This is a genomic window from Gluconobacter sphaericus NBRC 12467, assembly GCF_006539125.1.
Lineage (GTDB): Bacteria > Pseudomonadota > Alphaproteobacteria > Acetobacterales > Acetobacteraceae > Gluconobacter > Gluconobacter sphaericus.
Window position 1 is genome coordinate 1 of record NZ_BJMK01000034.1, and the last position, 19329, is coordinate 19329.

General features: G+C 54.8%; 18 protein-coding genes and 3 pseudogenes. 15 read left to right on the forward strand and 6 right to left on the reverse strand.

Features of this window, described 5'->3' with window-relative positions; genetic code table 11:
- The 10 genes from GSP01_RS14785 to GSP01_RS12535 all read left to right on the forward strand — a co-directional run.
- Positions 1 to 755 (forward strand): glycine-rich domain-containing protein (locus tag GSP01_RS14785; protein WP_373862361.1); only part of this gene is annotated, 755 nt, incomplete at its 5' end.
- Positions 756 to 960: 205 nt separating this feature from the next.
- Positions 961 to 1407 (forward strand): hypothetical protein, encoded by a 447-nt coding sequence (locus tag GSP01_RS12495; RefSeq protein ID WP_141354019.1) that lies wholly within the window; start codon positions 961 to 963, stop codon positions 1405 to 1407.
- Between the two features lie 64 nt (positions 1408 to 1471).
- Positions 1472 to 1822, forward strand: coding sequence for a hypothetical protein (locus GSP01_RS12500; protein ID WP_141354021.1), 351 nt, complete (start codon positions 1472 to 1474; stop codon positions 1820 to 1822).
- Positions 1819 to 2298 carry a hypothetical protein gene (locus GSP01_RS12505; protein WP_141354023.1) on the forward strand — a complete coding sequence of 160 codons (480 nt, stop codon included), beginning with the start codon at positions 1819 to 1821 and terminating at the stop codon, positions 2296 to 2298. The genes GSP01_RS12500 and GSP01_RS12505 overlap by 4 nt, the downstream gene beginning before the upstream one ends.
- Positions 2295 to 2570, forward strand: a complete 276-nt coding sequence (locus tag GSP01_RS12510; RefSeq protein ID WP_141354025.1) for a hypothetical protein — start codon at positions 2295 to 2297, stop codon at positions 2568 to 2570. The genes GSP01_RS12505 and GSP01_RS12510 overlap by 4 nt, the downstream gene beginning before the upstream one ends.
- Positions 2571 to 2600: 30 nt before the next feature.
- Complete coding sequence (locus GSP01_RS12515; protein ID WP_141354027.1) at positions 2601 to 2876, forward strand: hypothetical protein; 276 nt, start codon at positions 2601 to 2603, stop codon at positions 2874 to 2876.
- Positions 2869 to 3423 (forward strand): twin-arginine translocation signal domain-containing protein, encoded by a 555-nt coding sequence (locus GSP01_RS12520; RefSeq protein WP_141354029.1) that lies wholly within the window; start codon positions 2869 to 2871, stop codon positions 3421 to 3423. The genes GSP01_RS12515 and GSP01_RS12520 overlap by 8 nt, the downstream gene beginning before the upstream one ends.
- Positions 3424 to 3535: 112 nt before the next feature.
- A complete protein-coding gene (locus tag GSP01_RS12525; protein ID WP_141354031.1) occupies positions 3536 to 4087 on the forward strand; it encodes a hypothetical protein in 552 nt (183 codons plus the stop codon).
- Positions 4084 to 4854 carry a C1 family peptidase gene (locus tag GSP01_RS12530; RefSeq protein WP_141354033.1) on the forward strand — a complete coding sequence of 257 codons (771 nt, stop codon included), beginning with the start codon at positions 4084 to 4086 and terminating at the stop codon, positions 4852 to 4854. The genes GSP01_RS12525 and GSP01_RS12530 overlap by 4 nt, the downstream gene beginning before the upstream one ends.
- Positions 4855 to 5104: 250 nt before the next feature.
- On the forward strand, positions 5105 to 7258 hold the full coding sequence (locus GSP01_RS12535) for a hypothetical protein (protein WP_218023664.1): 2154 nt from the start codon (positions 5105 to 5107) through the stop codon (positions 7256 to 7258).
- Between the two features lie 167 nt (positions 7259 to 7425).
- On the opposite strand, the gene GSP01_RS12540 is transcribed toward GSP01_RS12535, so the two are convergent.
- On the reverse strand, positions 7426 to 8685 hold the full coding sequence (locus GSP01_RS12540) for a Y-family DNA polymerase (RefSeq protein WP_141354035.1): 1260 nt from the start codon (positions 8683 to 8685) through the stop codon (positions 7426 to 7428).
- Entirely contained in the window at positions 8685 to 9065 is a 381-nt protein-coding gene (locus GSP01_RS12545) for a LexA family protein (protein ID WP_141354037.1), read from the reverse strand. The genes GSP01_RS12540 and GSP01_RS12545 overlap by 1 nt, the downstream gene beginning before the upstream one ends.
- 457 nt (positions 9066 to 9522) lie before the next feature.
- Here GSP01_RS12545 and GSP01_RS12550 point away from each other — a divergent pair, with 457 nt between their 5' ends.
- Positions 9523 to 10737 (forward strand): tyrosine-type recombinase/integrase, encoded by a 1215-nt coding sequence (locus GSP01_RS12550; protein WP_141354039.1) that lies wholly within the window; start codon positions 9523 to 9525, stop codon positions 10735 to 10737.
- Here GSP01_RS12550 and GSP01_RS15270 read toward each other — a convergent pair.
- Positions 10685 to 11317 (reverse strand): AlpA family phage regulatory protein, encoded by a 633-nt coding sequence (locus tag GSP01_RS15270; RefSeq protein WP_255320903.1) that lies wholly within the window; start codon positions 11315 to 11317, stop codon positions 10685 to 10687. The genes GSP01_RS12550 and GSP01_RS15270 overlap by 53 nt on opposite strands.
- A gap of 542 nt (positions 11318 to 11859) precedes the next feature.
- On the opposite strand from GSP01_RS15270, the gene GSP01_RS12565 reads away from it, so the two are divergent.
- The 3 genes from GSP01_RS12565 (at position 11860) to GSP01_RS12580 (ending at position 14019) form a co-directional block, all read left to right on the forward strand.
- On the forward strand, positions 11860 to 12246 hold the full coding sequence (locus tag GSP01_RS12565) for a hypothetical protein (protein WP_141354041.1): 387 nt from the start codon (positions 11860 to 11862) through the stop codon (positions 12244 to 12246).
- Between the two features lie 195 nt (positions 12247 to 12441).
- Positions 12442 to 13227, forward strand: coding sequence for a meso-2,3-butanediol dehydrogenase (locus GSP01_RS12570; RefSeq protein ID WP_141354043.1), 786 nt, complete (start codon positions 12442 to 12444; stop codon positions 13225 to 13227).
- A 468-nt stretch (positions 13228 to 13695) separates the two neighbouring features.
- Complete coding sequence (locus GSP01_RS12580) at positions 13696 to 14019, forward strand: hypothetical protein (RefSeq protein WP_141354047.1); 324 nt, start codon at positions 13696 to 13698, stop codon at positions 14017 to 14019.
- Positions 14020 to 14240: 221 nt separating this feature from the next.
- On the opposite strand, the pseudogene GSP01_RS12585 reads toward GSP01_RS12580, so the two are convergent.
- Positions 14241 to 14870, reverse strand: a pseudogene (locus tag GSP01_RS12585) (transposase); the annotation flags it as partial.
- A gap of 121 nt (positions 14871 to 14991) precedes the next feature.
- On the opposite strand from GSP01_RS12585, the pseudogene GSP01_RS12590 reads away from it, so the two are divergent.
- Positions 14992 to 15188 (forward strand): annotated as a pseudogene (locus GSP01_RS12590) (IS5/IS1182 family transposase); the annotation flags it as partial.
- A 261-nt stretch (positions 15189 to 15449) separates the two neighbouring features.
- Here GSP01_RS12590 and GSP01_RS12595 read toward each other — a convergent pair.
- Complete coding sequence (locus GSP01_RS12595; RefSeq protein ID WP_228123798.1) at positions 15450 to 16583, reverse strand: purine-nucleoside phosphorylase; 1134 nt, start codon at positions 16581 to 16583, stop codon at positions 15450 to 15452.
- Positions 16584 to 16706: 123 nt separating this feature from the next.
- Positions 16707 to 18820: pseudogene (locus GSP01_RS12600) on the reverse strand (TonB-dependent receptor).
- Positions 18821 to 19329: the final 509 nt, after the last annotated feature.

Genomic DNA, 19329 nt, shown 5'->3' on the forward strand with positions numbered 1-19329 from the left:
CTGCCAATAAAGACGAACAGGGCACAGGCCTCCATCTTGATGGCGCGACCGGGAATGCTTCGTTCACGTCTTCGTCCGGCAGCTTTGACCTAGCGTCCTATGCCACAGCGACCACGATGCCCACGCTATACACGAGCAGCACTACGCTGACTGTGGGCTCTGGTAAATCTATTGCTGTAATTCAGGCAGTAGGCGGCGGCGGATCTGGGTGCTCCGTTAAAGGAACGAGTATTGCCAACTCCACCTATGGCGCAGGTGGCGCTGCTGGCGGGTATGTCAATTTCCATATAGCCGTCTCATCTGGAGACACTATCGGCATCACTGTAGGCGCGGGTGCTTCCTCGCCAGTGAATACGATCAACGGCCAGACTAACGGCGGCGACACGATCGTCACCCTAAACGGAACTGAGGTTGCCCGAGCGTCCGGTGGTACGGGCGGAGTCTGGAACTCCGTTGCATCGTGCGCGGGCGGAACTGGAGGCGGTGCATCCACGCAAAACGGCGCAACGCCAATCACATACTCCAACGGAACAGACGGCGGCGATGGACAGACGGGCGCAGAATCCATCTCGTCCGTGACCGGGTATGGCGGCGCTGGCGTATGGGGAGGTGGAGGCCGTGCCGGCAACGGGGGCGGTAACTCGGGAACCGGCTTCGGTGCTGGTGGCGGCGGTGCCTACGATACCAGCTATTCCGACACATTCTATGGCGGCGGCGCGGGTCATGACGGCTGCGCTATCGTGGAGATCAAGTGATGACAACAACAACGGAAACAACCACGACTACAGGTGTGTATGCGGTCTACCTGACTACAGCCACCTCCACCGAAGCTGTGGGCGCGGTAGTTAATCGCGTGGTCTGGAATGGGTCGACAGGGTGGAACGCGCCTACAGGACAAGCTGCTATTCTGGATAATGATGGGCAATACCCAATCGGCAGTATTTATACTGCGAGTTCGCCGTGACATGGGCCCCGTGCAGGCGCATCGTTCGCGCCGATGTGCCGCCCTCGTTTCGCATGCGGGGAATTGATACGCAGACGCTGCTCTGCTGGCCGCCCGTTTCTCAGGGAGATGCAGGCGATTTCAGCGTTGAATTCGGCGCGTTGCTGGCCTCGGGGGACAGCCTCTCTTCTCTAGAGGTCCTGACGAACGGAGGTATCGTGTCAGCGAAGGGTATTTTCGGAACCTGTGTGACAATCTGGGCGCAATGGCTGTCTCCGGGGCAGCAGCAGGCGACCGTTTCCGTTCAGACCGCATGGGGCGAGGTTCTCACCGTAAGCGTCACGATTCTGGTCAACGATATACCTGCTCTGCTGGGGCCGGCGCTCCCAACTACCGCCCCGGAGGCTGGAGGACTGTGGAACGATGGCGGAGTGCTCTCATATGCATCCGCAGCAACAACCTGATTCCACTCGCTAAAATAATCACGATAGCCGCCCCCACCGGGCGGCTTTTTTATTTGGAGGCCGCATGGCCGAAAGTCTGGCAGACCTCGCCGCAAAGATCGAAGAACACAGCGCCGTCATCGCAACGCATACCGGCGATATCGCCGATCTGAAAAGCAGTTTGGACCAGACGCAGAAGACGCTCGCCGCCATGTCCGAGAAGCAAGCGGAGTTTCATGGTGAAAATCGTGCCAGGTCGGAGCATCAGGAGCGAACATCCCGCGAAGCAGCCGAGAAGACGCAGAGCGCCGTCAAAAGCCTCGCCGATCAGGTGGCGCGGCTCGGGAGTGTGCGGGGATGGGTCGGATGGGCCGTCGTGACTGCTACGTCTGCCGGCGTCGCGACCGTCATATCGCATTTGGCAATCCACCCATGACCGGCCTCAACACGCGCCAGCTCAAAACGCTGATCGTCACTCCGACGCTTCAGACGCTTGGGCTTGCATCCCCTGCAGCAATCAACCTCGTGACCGGAACCGCGCTGGCCGAAAGTCGCGCCGCCTACGTTCAGCAGGTCGGCGGTGGCCCTGCCCTTGGTCTCTGGCAGATGGAGCCCGCCACGCATGACGACTGCTGGACGAACTTCCTCGACTTCCCCGCGCAATCGCGCCTTGCGACGGTATGCCATCGCATGCGCGCTGCTGATCTTGATGCGACAGCGCAGTTGGTCACGAACCTTCGCTATGCCTGTGCGATGGCGCGCATCCGCTTCTATCGTGCGCCCAAAGCGCTGCCTCGCGCGACAGACGCGGCCGGACTGAGCGCGTATCACAAGGCGTATTACAATACGTCCCTCGGTGCAGCCGATGCCGCCGCGAATGTCGCCTTTTTCGCGGAAGCCATCGCAGCATGAGCAAGATCCTCGATTGGATACGCGAGCCAACGACGCTGCAGGGCCTTGGGCTTTTGTCTGGCGCGATGATGGCCGCTTGGCTTGGTGTTGATGGTGGCGTGCCGTCCGTCATGGCCTCGACTGCCATCTTCCTGCTGATCCCTGAAAAATCTCCGCTGCAAAAAGCTGCCTCCATCGCAGCTGGAGCAGCGATCACCGAGATCGGAAAGCATCCACTTCTGGGTGCGTCTTCCGCCGCCGCAAGCACGGACGAGCCCAAAGCGCCGACGTGACTGCGGGACACCCCAATACTGGAGACTCTTATGTCTGACCTCGCGTCTCTAACCGCCGCCCAAAACATGCTTACCGCCATTGCGGGTAAGCATGAGAGCGCGGCACTTAAGGACGATCTGGCTCTCGCCTCGTCGGCCATTTCCCTTGTCATTCAAACGATGGTCCCTCGCCTAGATCCGAAGTTCGATCTGTCCGGCGTCGATGCTGGTGTTGCGGCAGGCCTTAACGGCTTCACGGCCGCGATCACCGCTGCGGGAACCCCGCTTGAGGATGCCACCAGCACGGAGACCACCGCCAATGCGTAATCCCTCCCGTCGCGGCTTTCTCCGCACCCTTGGAGCCTGCACAGCCATCGGCGCGCTTGGCGCCTGCACGATCACCAAGAATGGCAGTGTGACGACCGTCACGATCAACGTGGCCAAGGTGAAGGCATACGGACAGGCTGGCCTCAATGCGGTCAGCACGATCCTTGATATCACTGCCGTAGCGACCGCTATCGGCGCCCCGGCTGTCAGTGTGATCAATATTGCTTCTGCCGCTCTGGATGCGTCCCTGACGGCCTTCGCATCCGCTGCCGGGTCCAGTGTCACGGTCAGCTATGATAACGCGACCATGAAGACGCGGATCGACTCTGTTCTGGCTGATCTCCAGAAGGTTGCATCCGATCTCGAAGCAGGCCTGAAAGGCGCGTCTTCCAAGGTCTCCAGTTCGATCTTGTCCGATGCTTCGGTGGCCGTTAGTTCCCTCAGCACGGTTATTTCCGTGTTTGAAGGCCTTCTTGGCGTCGTATCCGCTCGCCGTGCCACGATGACGGAAGCGCAAGCCCTCCGCAATCTCGGCGTAACAGCATGATCGTGGGGATGCCTCAAGCGGTGCCCCCGGGTAGCGATACCCTGCTCTGCTGGGGCGTCCCTACTCTCTGCACCGTCTTGATCCTCATTTGCGCCGCTTGGATATCCTCCCGATGGTTCTAAACGCTACCGTTCGTCTCTACCGGCCAGCGGATGCCTTCGGGCGCCTGATCTGCTGGCGGCTCGAAAGCGACTACAGCCACGCCACGATCGAGCTGGGCGGGACGATTTATTCGGCCACTTACCCGCGGATCGTGGGGGTAGGTCCTACTGATCCAGACTTCGGGATGCCGCCCAGGACCGGGCATGCCTTCACAATCCGGCTGTCGGACAGTGAGGCTGCAAAAGCGCTGACCTACTGCAAGTCCATGCTCGGCACATCTTACGACGTTCTGGCGATGGCGGCATGGGCTTTCCGGATCCAGTCCCTGCAACGCCCAGGGCATGCCTACTGCTTCGAATACGTCTATGACGCGCTCGCGGCAGCCGGAGTGTTCCCGACGTCCAAGCGCCTGGTTACGGGCGAACAGCTTCTGAATGACCTGTATCAGGCTGGCCGCGTCGAGAATATGGCGCTGCTCCCGGTGGGGGCGATGCGTCTCAGCGATCGGATCACGCGCCAGAAGCCTGCAATTTCCATTCCTGCCACCAAGGTGAATGTATGAGCACACCTTTTATCGATCGTCGCCTGGGCAAGCGTCCCGCGAAGCATGACCCGCGCACCTATCGCCTCGGGCCAGTGCTGGCCGAACGCCTTCCGGCCGTACCAGCTGAACGCGACTGGTCGCAGAACGTGCCGTATCAGATGTGGGGCAATGATCGATTCGGCTGCTGCGCCTTTGCCGCTCAGGCCGCGCATGTCGCGACGTGGACTAAAGCCGCGCAGGGTCTGGTCATGCTTTCCACAGACATGGTGCTGGCGAATTATGCCGACGTCACAGGGTTCGATCCGGCGACCGGGACGAATGACAACGGCACGGTATTGCTGGACGAATTGAACAAATGGCGCACGGTCGGCTTCCAGCGTCCCGGCCAGACGCGCGACTATCTTACGGCCTTTGGTTCAATCCAGCCAACGGATACGGCCAGCATCAAGCGGGGGATCGCGTTCCTCGGCGGCGTGCTGGCCGGTGTGATTGTGCCCCAAGGCTTCCTGTCGTTGCCGATTGGTGGGACGTGGGATCTCTCGACACTCTCGGGGCCGGACCTTACGCCTGCAGGCGGTCACGCCATCGCACTTGTCGGCTACAACCCGGAGGGGGTGTTCTTCAATACATGGGGCGCGCGGACCTTCATGCCCTGGGCGACGTTCACGCAGATCTCTGACGAAGCCTATGGGTTGCTGTCGCGCGAGAACTGGCTTGGTGTCCCGGGCATGGCGCCGACCGGTGAGGGCTTCGAGGCGCTGCTGGCAGAAATCCGTGCTGCGTGAGGAGCCTTGCGCCTGCGGGATTCTGGCCCTGTGAGCGTTTTCGGTCAGAATAATGCAGTCCGGCACGAGGTAGCCGCACGGATTGAGACAGACGAAACTGTACTGGCAACACTTGTCGAGACGCTGGCCTCAGATCCTACGGCTTACCTTAAAACAAAGAGCCGGCCGTTCGTGGGCGTCAAGGAAAAATAAGAATGGCCGCTAACGGGCGGGGCGTCGGTCGCCTCATCGCTCGCATACTTGAAAAGCAATGACCCTGGTTGCATCATCTGGACAACGGCAGGTCGGCTGCCCCAACGCTCAGGATGCGATCCGCATGGACCTCCAAACGTTTCGATGCATTGTGGACCGCACGGCACCGGGGATCGCCACATGCAATGGTGATCTTAAAGCGGAATATGATTACGTCGGGCTCCAGCACGGCTCCAGCTATAGCCCTTCCGCAGTTTCAAAAGCGCTGTATGCAAGAATTCGCGATGGCTTCCCTAATGGCACATCGGGAATTTGGCGTATATGCGATTCGATACGAAAGGATCTTATCCGCGAGCATGTCCTTGGTGGTGAGCCGCTCGATCCATATTTAGAGATACTCTGCCATCTTATGGACGCGGTACGCGTCTTTGACAGTCCCGGAGAGCCCCCAGATGCTGATTGGACTGTAGCTGTCCGGGGCGCCATTGATCATGCCCATATTCAGCCGTTCGGTGTAGATCGAGAAAGGCTCTACAGTCGTGAGTTCATGGTGGCGAAAGCGGCACGATATTTGCGTGATTCCGGTTTCGCTATTCACCTGGAACCGGGTGTGTTAAGGCTCGAAGAGGCAGGAGAAGCCGCGTTAGTCGCGGCAATTGAAGAACTGATTATCACGATGGGTGGGCTCAATGTCGCCCGTCGCATCTTTGCCGCTATTTCTTTGACGTATGACATCAACCAGCAACGCTACCATCTCGTCCGACATGTGAGCATGACGGGTGGCGGAAAGCCTCAGACTCCTTGGGGGTACCTTGTCCAGCTTTCGGCGAAACATCTTTGGGGCCGTAAGCCATACGAAAATGATGACTCGCACTGGCAAAGACTTTGTGCCTTGGCTCAGGCATACGCTGCGGTATTAGACGTGCAACCCTATTCGCCAAACTTTTGGAGCAAACTGAGCGCAGGCCAACTTCTTCGACATATTCAGGAGATGGCTGTTTACGACACGATGTTCAGCATCTCGCAATTGCGGCCATCGGATGTGAGCAGGATAGCCCGGGGCATGTTCGATTGGTTGGATGTCCTAGCGCCGACAGCGGCGGGTTATTCAATTGATCAAGTGCTCGAAATAATCGGGTATCTGCTTAGTCCCTCTCGCGATGTGAGAGGTCCGGTTATTGTAGATGAAATCAGCATTGCACGGGCCTGTCCGGCAATTCCACGTAAAATTGTAACACAGATTCTCGATAATGTCTTGAGTCATCCGATTGCTGGTGCAAACCGCAAGTTCTCACGACCAAAGGATGCGCCACTTCCTGATAACTCTGATTATATGAATGTCGGTCTTGACTTCTTCTTGCGTCCTCTTCTTCGGCATTCGAACCGTCGGTTTGTCTTACTTGACCGGTCAGTCTGCGCACCCGCGTGCCTAGAGGCGCTCCTAGGATGTTTACGTCCAGAAGTCAAAGAACTTGACAAAAAAGTTGGTTTATCAATAGAGCGATTTCTTGAGGTAGAATTTGCTTCGCATGGAGTGTTGGTCACTGGAGGCGAATATGACGCCGATGGCGCACACGGGGAATGTGATCTTATCATCGATGCAGATAGCGTCGTGGTTCTGGCAGAGGTAAAGAAGAAGTCGCTAACACGGCGGGCCCGTTCTGGCTCTGATGCCCACCTACTGTTGGACTTGGCCGGCAGCCTTTTGGCTGCGCAGGCCCAGGCTGGGTGGCATGAAGTACGGCTGAGTCGCCTTGGTTATCTCGACGTGAAGAGAAACGGGATCACTACGCGGCTTGAGCTGAACGATCGAAAAATCGAACGAATAGCGGTGTCTTTGTTTGATTTTGGTAGCTTTCAAGATAGGACGCTTCTGACTCGGTTCCTGGAAACGAATATGAATGTGAGTTTCACGTCGGCCGACTCACGCCTGTCCCCCAAGTTCGACGAAATTAATGCCGCTCTGGCGCAAATTCGCAAGCAAGTGGCTGCACTTCATCCTGGGGAACCGGTGGTTAATCAGCCATTCTTTCATTGCTGGTTTCTAAGCGTTCCGCAGCTCTTGGTCCTTTTGGATGATGTAACGAGTGGTGCCGGTTTCAAAGATGCACTTTGGAAGTCTCGACATATAGTCACCGGTAGCTCCGATTTTTATTTCGAGCTGGCGTATATGAAAAACTTGGATATGCGGGTTGCGGCTACAGCTGGGTAGAGAGCGCAAAGTGCTGGCATCCAGAAGCGGGCAAAGCGCGTTTGCGTTCAGGTAGGTCCAGTCATCTGGAAGTTTCGCAGAGCCACAATTAGTCTACACCGGCGGATGACTATTTTTGGAACCGGAGGTCCTGTTCCACGATGGCTTTGTTGAAGCGTGAGCCGAAGTTACCAACTCCTTGCCCTCACGATTTCCTCCAGCCGGGTTGTGTAACGTGCCGACAACAAAGACTGTCGCGGCGACCAGGTGCGCTTCAGGCCTGTCGATCCCGGCCGGAGCGTTCCGCTCCCAAAGCGGGCGTTCACTGCGTCCAGTGCTGCCATGACTGTGGCGGATTGGACTGGATCTCGGGACGCAAACATCAGACCCTGACTACCGGAAGGGCGTAGGTCCGAGAGGATCACGCCCGCCTTGAAGTAGCGATATCCCGGGAGCCAGATGGCGTTGCCGAGTTCTGTCGCGTGCCGGATCAGATCCCGCGCATCGGACGTAGGCTCAATCGTGACGGCCGCGTGCTTCGCGTACCAGGGATCGCCATTGTGCGGGTTGGTTTGCATCAGGACAGAGAGATGCGCGGCCTCAAGCCCGTCTTCCCGCAGCTTCTCAGCCGCGCGGTTCGCATAATGCGCAATGGCCTCGCGGATTTCGTCCCATTTCAGCAGCAGGCGCCCGAACGTCCGGGTCGAGGCGATGCTTTTCCGCGTGGCCGCGATATCAGACAGCGGCAGGCAGGACTGGCCGCGCAGCTCGGCCTGCACACGTGCTCCTACGACAGTCAGTGTCTGGCGGACCGTCTTTGCGTCGAGGGCCACAAAGTCGGCGACCGTCTCGATGCCCATGCCCTTAAGCTTTTGCGTCGTCTGCCGACCGATGCCCCAGACTTCATCAATGCTTGTGCGGCGGTACCAGTCCAGCCGGATGGCTGGATCCGTGAGGTCACAGAGCCCCTCCAGCTCTGCATGTTCCTTGGCTAGCCCATTCGCCAGTTTTGCGATCGTCTTGGTCGGCCCCCAGCCTACACAGGTTGGGATCTTCGCATGATCGAGCACGTCCTGGCGCAGCTGCCGGCAACGTTCATACAGATCCCCGGGAAGATTGCTCAGATCCAGGAACATCTCGTCGATCGAGTAGGGCTCCACGCCCGGAACGCGCTCTGCCAGGACCTGATACATCCGGCGCGACATATCGGCATAGAGGGCATAGTTCGAGGAGTACCAGACAACTGGCCGACTCTCGGGGCGTTTACGGGCAAGATGCCAGGCATCCCCCATCTTGATGCTGAGTGCCTTGGCTTCCCGTGTGCGGGCAATCGCACAGCCATCATTGTTGCTCAGGACCACGACCGGTCTGCGCTTCAGGTGCGGCTCAAAAGCGCGCTGGCAGGAGCAATAGAAGGAATTGCCGTCGATCAGACCAAAAACGCGCATTACACGTCCGTTCGGACCAAGCCCGTAGCCACGGCCCAGATCGCGACGTCCGTTTCATCATCGACCTGGACGGATGCGGTCTGAGGTGTGGAAGATCGTAACCACCACTCGCCGGCGCGCTGGGTCAGTTCGCAGACCCGCAGTTCATCGCCTACGCTGGCGACCACCACGACACCTGCCCGAGGTGCCACGGCAGAATCCACGACCAGGATATCACCATGCCGGATGGAGCGACCCAGCAGGGCATCGCCTTCCACGCGAACCGGATACCGACTGGGCTGGCGCAGATCGAGGGCAACTGACATCAGGTCAATTGTGCCCTCGATGTTATCGCCTGCGGGGGATGCAAAGCCGGTCGTGCGGTCGCCTTGGTAGTTCATGTTTCTGGCCTCCATAATGAGAACAAAAAGAGAACAAGACGGCGCGCGTCAATGGATTTGTGAGAACGATTCTGGGAAGTCTATTGTTTGCAACGGGATAGGCGCCCTGCTCTTCTGCATCGAATCTGATCAGACCGTCATCCTCGAGCTCCTTTCTCATGAACATCACGCTCGCCACGGCCGGAGCAGTGCGGGATATGAGACCGGGCATCAAGCCGGGATTTTCAATTTCTCGAACGCTGTATATCGCCTGTTTTCAACGGGGTAGCGCGTAGGTGTGACAGACACTCTCTCCGCCAGTGATACCCCCACCATTAGTGACCGTTATTGACCAAGGGCAGCCAAATCTGCCCTTTTCCTCCATCTGGTTTGTGTCCATTAATGGCGAGAACAAACCATGAACTACAATGCGAATGGGGGTATCAGTGGGGGTATCGTTTGAGAGCTGGGGGTATCGGTGCTGACGGACGTCGCAGTGCGCAAGGCCGCACCGAAAGAATCGCCGTATAAGCTCAGTGATTCGCAAGGTCTCTATCTATTGGTGAAGCCGAACGGGACGAAGCTCTGGCGCCTGAAATATCGCTTCGGGGGCAAAGAGAAGGCCCTGTCCTTTGGAGCCTATCCCGAGGTCAGCCTTATCAATGCCAGGCGCGCGCGGGAGAGTGCCCGTGAAGAGTTACGCAGCGGGCAAGACCCTTCCCTCACCCGGCAGCAGAAACGCGCTGAAGCCGTCCGGACGGATAACCAGTTCCGCACTGTGGCTCTGGCGTGGATCGCAGCACACGGCAAGCAGTGGACACCTCAACACCGATCCGAAGTTCAGAGCACACTCGAACGCTTTGCCTTTCCGAAGATTGGAAGCCTCCCCCTTGATGCTATTACGCCCCCGATCGCTTTGGACGTGGTGCATTGCATCGAGAAGAAGCAGGCTGGCGAGACCGCCCGACGCGTCCGGCAGCGCATGGGCGCGATATTTGCTTATGGGATCGCCTGTGGTCTCGGGACATCCAATCCTGCCGAGCAGATCAAGGGTGCTCTTGCCCCTCTCCAGAAAGGACAGCAACCAGCCATCATCCACCTTGAGCCGTTGCGGCGCATGATGCGCCGGATTGAGCATACTCCCTCCCATCCCGTCACTCAGCTTGCGCTGCGTTTCCTTGCCCTGACCGCAGTGCGGTCAGGAGAGGTTCGGGGTATGCTGTGGACTGAACTGGAAGACGATGTGTGGATCATCCCATCTGAGCGCATGAAGATGCGTCGGGAACACATCGTGCCGCTTTCGACGCAGGCGCGAGCGATCATTGAGATCATTCGCCCCCTTACCGGGCGTGGACCGCTCGTCTTTCCGAATACGCGATGGGCGCATAAGCCTATGTCTGAGAATGCGATGGGCTATCTGATAAATCGCGCTGGATATGCGGGACAGCATGTTCCGCATGGCTTCCGGGCCTCGTTCTCGTCCATCATGAATGAGCGACGTCCAGAAGATAGAATGATCATTGACCTGATGCTGGCCCACGTGCCGAAAGATGCCGTTGAAGCTGCATACAATCGAGCCCAGCATATAGATCGCAGAAAGCAGATCAGCCAGGAATGGGCCGATCTGCTTTTGAAAGACGCTATGCCGTCTCGAGATCTGCTTCAGACGGTACGGAGGTCGGCAAGCTATTGAGCCAGCGGGCCACGTCGCTTTCTCGCCATCGGACGCACCGAACACTTAGCTGGATGGGGGCCGGGAAGCGTCCGGCCTTGATCTTGCGGTAGAGATTGCTCGGTGTGGTCCGGAGCTTGTTGGCCACTTCCTGTGCTGTCAGCAACTGCTCCAGTGTCTCACTCATACCCATCCCTCCCTGCGTTTTCCGCGAAAGAGGTGCTTTGGGCTTGATGATCCCAGCCGCACGCATGCGGGGCGTTGGCGGCAGGTTCACCAGCAGTGCGGCGGCTTCCATCGTGCAGAACTGCGCTTCCGGCAGCTTCCATTCAGATCGTTTGGCCCGGGCGTACATGGTCGCCACAATCTGCCGGTCGAACTTGATGTTGTGCGCAACCAGCAGGTCGGCGCGGCACGTCAGATCATAGAACAGGACCGCGGCGACCTGCTCGCGGATGCCGTAGCGCGCGGCCTTCTCTGTCGTGATACCGTGGATGGCGGCGGCCGCATCTGGAACCGTCCAGCCCTCCGGGCGAATGATGATGTTCACGCACGCGTCTTCCTGACCGTGCTCGTCCGTCAGGACAGCCGCGAGCTGCACGCAATGCGGCTGATCCTCATGGCCGGTCGGAAGTTCAGGCTTCGGGAAGCCGCTCCGAGAATATGCAGGAACGGTACACGTTCTGAGCAAGGAAGAGCGTAAGAAAAACGATACCGCTACAGGATCAGAAGCCACGGAAACGGTCGAGAACAGCGACCAGTCGCGTACTAATACTGTACCGGTCACGGATTTCGAAAACAGAAGGGAAGAAGGCAATACCTCTCTCACTTCGTTCGAGAGTGAGCACGCGCAAAATCCGAAATCTGAAAAATAGAAACGGGCCTGCCGCCTCCCTGCCGACTGACCCCCGAGCAGGTCTGGTTTGCCGAGGCCAACCGGGTCGATCCGGCCCGAACGGCCGAGGTTTTCCGCGACTACTGGCTCTGCGTGCCGGGCGCCAAGGGTTGCAAGGCTGGCTGGGACGCGACGTGGCGGAACTTGGTTCGGCGTGAGGACGGGATGCGAACTCCGACCCTCTCGAGCAAGGCGCAGCAAAGGGCCGACAACGGGAAATCCGGCGTGATGCTGGAGGGGTGCTGACCATGACAGAAATCGCAAAAATCTACCATAGTGCCATCGCCATCGCCGAAGCAAACCCGCCGCCGTTCGAGGGGATCAAGACCTGGTTGGTCAAGCTCGCGACGCTGGTCTCGAACGCCCCGTCCCATCCGGTGAAATCTGCGCGGCCTTCGCCGAGATTTGCTCGGACATCCCGGACGGTGTCTGGACGCAGGGAACCCGCATCGTATGGATCCGGCAGCCTGATCGCAACAGCTACCCCGTCGGATCGCGCTGACCTGCGCCGGGTGAACTCTACACCCACCTGCTCCCGTTTGCCGAAGCAATCTGCGCCGAAGTCACAAACCTCCGGGGCATCCTCGCCATGGCGGAACAGCCGTGTGAGCCGGAGCGTAAGCGCCCGGATGTGAAGGAACTGACTCGAGCAGGTACGCTTGCAGCAGCGGCGAGCTGCGAACCCAAAACAACATCCGGCGAGACGGAGAAGCGGGCGTGATCGACTTGTGCCTCTGGTATTCTCACCCCGAGGCGACCCGCTTTCCTATTGTGGCAACCATCCGGCACGGCGAGACTTTATTCTCCTGAACTTTGCAGGAGAAGCATTCATGTCCATCAAAGGATTATCGCGTTTCAAAGGTCAGAAGGTTCTCGTTACGGGTGCTGCCTCAGGAATTGGCCACGCCACTGCGGTCCGATTTCTCGATGAAGGCGCTCATGTGATCCTTGTTGATCGAGATAAGGCGAAACTCGATGACGTCATGAAAGCGCTGGATCCCAATTATGCTGTTCCGTCTTTGACTGACATCTCCTCTCCAGAACAAGTTGAATCTCTTCTCCATTTCGTGCAGCAGAAGTTCGGATCACTCGATATTCTGGTAAACAATGCCGGCGTGACGGCCATGGGAACCGTGCTGGACTGCGATCTGGCAACCTGGAGTACGGTTTGTGCAACCACCCTCACCGGCACTCTGAACGTCAGCCGAACATTTTTGCCTATGCTCATCAAAACGAAGGGCAACATCGTCAACACCGCCTCGGTTTCTGGGATGCGTGGAGACTGGAATACCGCCTACTACGATGTCGCCAAGGGGGGCGTGGTGAACCTGACCCGCGTGATGGCCATGGATCACGGCAAGCGAGGTGTGCGCGTTAACGCAATCTGCCCCGCTGTCACACGCACCGGCATGACGGCAGAGGCGGTTAAGGATCAAGCTTTCGTCAAAAGTGTTGAAGATCGTATCCCGTTGCAGCGCCTCGGTGAACCAGAAGATATGGCTGCAGCCATCACATTTTTGGCCAGTCCTGACGCGGCGTTCATCACAGGCCTGATCATGCCCGTCGATGGTGGCGTGACCGCGTCCAACGGTCAGCCACCATTCCCGATGTCATAAGGCAGGTTCGCCCTCAGGCAGCGTGCAAGGATCTCGCGTTTTTAAAACACTGGAAAAGTTAGGAGGGCGTCATGCGCCTCATTCTTGCATTGCTGAATGCAGTATTTCTCACTGGCTGCGCTTGTCATTCACATACGCTACCGAAGCATGAAACGGCAGCCTGCATGAACTATCGGGCTATGATGACGGCACCGATGCCGCCAGACGCTATGCATCGGCTACAGGAAAAATGCGCGGCCTCACGGCAATAATGGAATTGAGGTTTACTAACTCCAACCCGGAGCAAAACCATGAGCTGTTTCGAAATTTTAGGACAGAGCGAGGTTGGACAGTAGGTCGAGGAAACACACCGTTGCCATTCCTTACTGGCAATTTAAGGGGGGGCATTTCAAGAGTGAGGCGTCATACCGCGGGAAGATGTCTATGAGCCTTCGAATTGTAGCTTTGACCATTTTGGCTGTTAGTATCATGCCTTTGCCTCTCTTGGCTCAGGGCACAACCGTTTATAACGGCCAGACCTATACAACCCTTAGCACCGCAGCGCCGTCTTACAACGAAACCGAGCAAGGCGATCGGCGCGATGACGCAAAATCACACCACAGATGCGGGCCGCCTCCAGGCGGCTTCGGTCACAGGCCGCCGCCGGAAATGGACAAGGATGGTAATCGACCACCGCCGGCGCCTATGGACAGCAATGGCCGACCGCTACCACCACCGGACGGATGCCGCCCACCGCCACCGCCCGAAAATTCTTCAGGAAAATTCGAGGGATCGAACCAGTCTCCGAACTGAAGTCCCCTTAGGCTCAGGACCTATTGATTATGGAAACCTGATTCGGGTTCTGCGGGGAGACTGGAGATGATCGATCTGGAGGGATTGAAGAACCATTGGTTGATACGCTTGGCCTGTAATTTCTGGCATTTGGCGTTCTGTTTGACTGTTCTTTAGGTCGCTTTTGATCTGCGTTTTGAGCAGATCGAGGGCTGCCACCCGCTGGATAATGACACGCTCGCGCGTAGTCTGGCGCCATCGCTGGCAGCGGCATTTGTTGCCTTCCATTTCCGGATGAACCGAAACTTCCGGTCGATGTAAGCATGCGATTTATAGCCAAAGAATGGGATGGCGAGATCCGTTGTGGGGATCACCCCGTCATCCTGCCGTTTTGCTTTCGTGAATTTCAGTATCTAGCGTGCATGACGATCCTTATGCGACAGCTTTACCGGCTTGTCCTGCCAGCCTTCGGGGATACGTCCTGCCCTGAGATCCGATTTTTTCGCATTGGTATTGCGCTGCTTTGGAGCAGCGACCAGCGTTGCATAGGGTGGTATCAAAACAATCAAACAGTCTTTCAATGGCCCCGCCTGTGTCAGACGCTCGTGAAGCAACCAGATTGTTTTGGCATCTACTACGTCCGTGCGTCGGACAGATTGTTCAGTTTCTGGAGCACCAAGATCTTGAACATCAGCACCGGATCAAATGGGGGGGCGTCTGCCTTTACTCCCATCTGAATAGACCAAGTCCTGCTCCGGATCAGGGCGGAAGACTTCAAAATCCACAATCTGGAAAAAAGCGTTGAGTTGATAACCAAGCCCACTCAACCGGGCAAGCCGCTCGTCAACATCAAAGAAACCCGACTGCTTCATGATCCATGCCCAAATCAACTCGGGGAAATTAGAATCACAAAGAGAGACCCAAAACCAGAGAGTTTTTCGGACCCTCCATCTCGCGGGAAAGCGGCAAGACGATGGAACCATGCCATCAAGTGATCTTGCTATTCCGTTCTTTGGCTATAAATCTCATATTTCCATTGGCCGGAAATTCCAGTTTATCCGAAAATAGAAAAAACGACACATGCCGCTGCCAGTGATGGTGCCAGACTGCGCGAAGGCCTGCTGGATAAAATCAATACGGCCTCAACCGTTTGGGCAGACACCACCTATCGCTCGAAAGCCAATGCCGCTTCCTCTGCCTAGAGCGGATCAGGACCACAGCGTAGCTATCAAGCGGATAACGGCCCCCGACCTACTCACAACGCATATCAAAATGGACCCAAAGAACCGTCAATCGAGTCGACAAAAACCAATGGGTACTGAGCTTAGAAGCCTTGCGGAAAAGAACTCCTGATCTCTGATCAACGAAGAGCGAAAATTATCACCACGCCCCGTAACCAGCACATCAAAACAAAACCGTATCAACCAACGGTCTTTGCCCGGAAAGCTCTTTTATTCGCGTGAGGGCCTCTCAGAGGGAATGTGAGAGCGATAATGACTCCAATGCCGGATTAGTTCTTCAACAACAGGTGCTCCCGCTCGTTCATTGTTGTCAAAAGCAGCGACTTGTCCTGGCCCCTCATCACCCATGGATTGTATGAGAGATGTACCGGGTGAAGGCATGGTGAAATTGCTACCTGACCGCAAAACCATAATGCGGTCGGCATCAATGTAACCTAAGCGAGATAGAAATCGCATCTCTATTTGATTGGTTTGGCTTTCTTCATTTGTCATCACGAACACCCCTTGATTTCTTGTCCATAGATGAACCCAGTCTTCAGCCCATTGATTTCTCTGTACTCCATGCCAATAACGTAGAGCTCCTAATGTTTCCCCCTCTAAAATCATCGGAGGCTTCTGAGCGTTTGGATATTTTTTCCATTTCGCGCGTCGCTCCATCAGTATTGGGTCGTCTCGTAGTGCAGTATTGCGACTAATCATATAAGCCCACCTCTCCAATCCTTGATTGAGTGGATATGCTTTTGTTAATTGTTGAGCGTCTGTTATTGATCCATAATGATTTGGATTATCAGGTAGTGTATTAGGTTTTTCTGCTCCAATTGCATAAAGACCGTATGGCCAACCTTTAGGGATCTCACGATCATCTATTTCCCTGAGCGCATCTCCATCAACAACCCAGCGCGCCCATGCTACACTGCCTACGGATGCTATATTGGGATTTACGCCAGAAATTCCTGTAAATATCCAGTAAGTCTGATGCAGATCAAAGTGTTTATCAAGTGCTAAAGCGCTCAGATCGATCACTCCATCTTTTAATACAATCCCATAAACTCCGTCTTTATTGCGTCGGAGGACCTGAGTTGATATTCCAGAAATGGGTACGCGTTTGTTTAAGCGTAAACGTTCAACCCAAAACTGATATTCTCCGGGAGCATCTCCAATATCGGCCCCGTTCTCCCAGCCTGATACAATTATTATTTTCGGGCATTCTTTTTTTTCTTTAGAATAGGATGTATTTCTGAAAATAATAATTGAAATTACACACAATAACAATAAAGTTGACATTTTAGATTTTTTACAAAAATTCTTAACTATTATTTTATTAATATTGTTGTATATGTTCATGTTAATCCTTATCAGTTTCTCGCAGCCAAAAAGATTTTGCACTCTTCACATGGTCGGACTTAAATCCGAAACCATGTGAACAGTAAAATTGCCGCTAGAAGGATAGCGGAATGATAGACGCTATTAAAAAGCCGTCGAAATCGTACCAGTCATACTGAAGCGCGGGACGAGGTAAAACTGTGCACCCGTACCGGTCGCGGAGAGGTTGCCATTCATTAGGCGAACCGCATTGATGTTGGTACCTACACCTTCGGCACCGCTACGGACGATAGACCCCGTGAGGTTGGTGAAATTCAAACGAATGGTAGGAGTTTTTGCAAAACCCAAGGGTTTAAAGTGATATCCCAGCGTAAGAGAATTAGTAATATACCCAGGAATTCTTTGATCCCCTGCCAAGGTTACAGACTGAGGCCCTGTATAGTGGAGAGTTGCATTGGAGAAAAATCCTTTATAAGTATAAGTAAGTCCAAGCCAAGGTTTGCCATGACATGTGGAGCCATGGGAGCTTGTCCTCCCTTGGTACGAAAAGCAGTTAGATTTCCATATACATCAGAGGCAGCAATATTTGTGTCCATTCGAGCATTTAGATACTCGAAAGAGACGTATGGACTGATACCATGATAGGGTTGAGCAGCTAGCATAATATCAAACCCCCGAATGGTTTGATTACCAGCGTTAACAACGCCACTTTCACCGTTACCTAAATAGGTGGAAAGAAGGCGGTTGGTGATATTGTAATTGAATAGATCAAGGTCAAGGTTAATGTACTTATCGTTATAACGATAACCCAAATCTTCTTTGATTGAATACTGATTTTTAGGCATCGTTCCAGAGGAGGCGCCGACAGATAGGGCAGATGGGCTAGGCTGACGGAAATCACCTTCAGCGTTAATATAAATTTGATGATGGCTATTAAAGCGATAACTAAGCGATAGATGCGGCAAGGGAGCGGTGATGTTCTCTCCATGGGCATTGCTGTGGGTGGCGGCAGACATTGTCCAGATATTCGACATTACGAATTTAAAGCCCGCATCAATCTGGAGCTTATCGTTGAAGTATTTTGCCTTATTTTGGATGAAGAGGGCGTGAGTTTCTGAACCAGAGTTGCTCCCGTAATTATTACGCGCGCCGTCGGAGTACACAGCATAATTTAAGTTGTCTGGATACGGGTTTACACCGTTGGCTTTGGTCGCACTAACAGGGAAATAGGCAATGGAGTTAGAATTTTGATACCAATATCCGAACGTTAATTGGTTATGGCGGTCGATATCATAGTTGCCTTGTGCAGTCACACCGACATTCATTGACAGGGTTTGGTTATAGTAACTGGTCAGAGGGGTTCCGGCTGCGACAGCTGTGCCATCCTTATAAGTGTACTCTCCTGCACTGGCTGTGCCATTAGGTCCACCATCCCAGCCACGTCCCCAGTTATAGTACGGTTTGAGGTCGAAGCTTAATTTGTCGTTAACAACAGCGTGCATGGGGGCTGTGAGGAAAATTTCATTCCAAATGTCAAGGTTATTCTTCCAGTAGTCATTATTCTTTGCATCGAAACCTGCAGTATGCCCATAGCTTTGCCCGGTATGCTTGAAGGTATAAAACTGAGAGGCCGTAGGATAATTGTTTACAACGGAATCTTCATTATTCCAGCTCAGAAAAAAACGAGCAAAAGATCCATTTTTCCAATCTTTACGCATGCCAAAGTCAAGATGACGCCGGTTATTGATACCTGCGCCTACCCAAGTCCGGGCATGAGTATTAGAAAAAGAAAGAAAGCTACGAACGCCGGTGTTGCCGATATCTCCGCTCTCAAGGCGCAGGAACTCGCGCGACAAGTTGTTAGTTCCGTAAGAAAAGTCAGTCATGCCGCCGAATTTGTGCGACGGATCATGTGTTACCTCGTTCATCACACCTCCGGCTGCAGCAGTCGCTGGTACGTCAACGGGGGTGGATCCGGGTAAAATACTAACGCTGTCGAGATTTTCGGAATCAATATCTTCGGTTAGATACGTAGCATTCTGAGCAGGTGCGCCGTCAATCAGCAGACCCATATCGCTATCTGTCAATCCACGATTTTGTATTTGTCCTCCCTGAATACCTGATGTATCTGTAGTTGATACGCTGATGCTCGGCAGATTCTGTATGTAATCAAGAGCAGTGCCGGTTGGGCTTTTCATCTCAATATACTGTTTAGTCACTGTTTGAACTGCGTAGGGGGCTGTTTCCACACGCATCATACCGCCACCACGCAAATGGTGCGCGGAAACATTGACACTCTCATCAGATGTCGCAGAAATAGCTACGACAGGATGCTTGCGAATGACTGAATGAGAGCGAAAAGGTAACGGGATATGTGCTTGTGCTTCATGCAGGGAAGAGCGATGTCCATGAATTTTTTTTGCATCCGCATGATGAATACCTGTGAGGCATGTCATAGCGACAAGAATAGTTTTAGTTTTAGAGGTCTTCACAGGTTGTCCATATCTCGCCATTAGTTTTATCTCGGCAAGAAATAGCATATTATATCGTTCTGTGTGAGGAATATCATAGCAATCTGTGCAAAAATTTGCCTGAGATCTGTCTCGCACAATTCATCATGTCGACGAGGAAGAGGCGAGTAGTTGAGGTGGGGGGATTAAAAAAACCTTGAATTTAGGAGCTCTCTGCGTGATCGCGCGGGCTTGGCACTCGAAGCATTTTCCCGAACTGTGGATTTTGAGGCCTTCCGTCCTGATCTGGAGAAGGA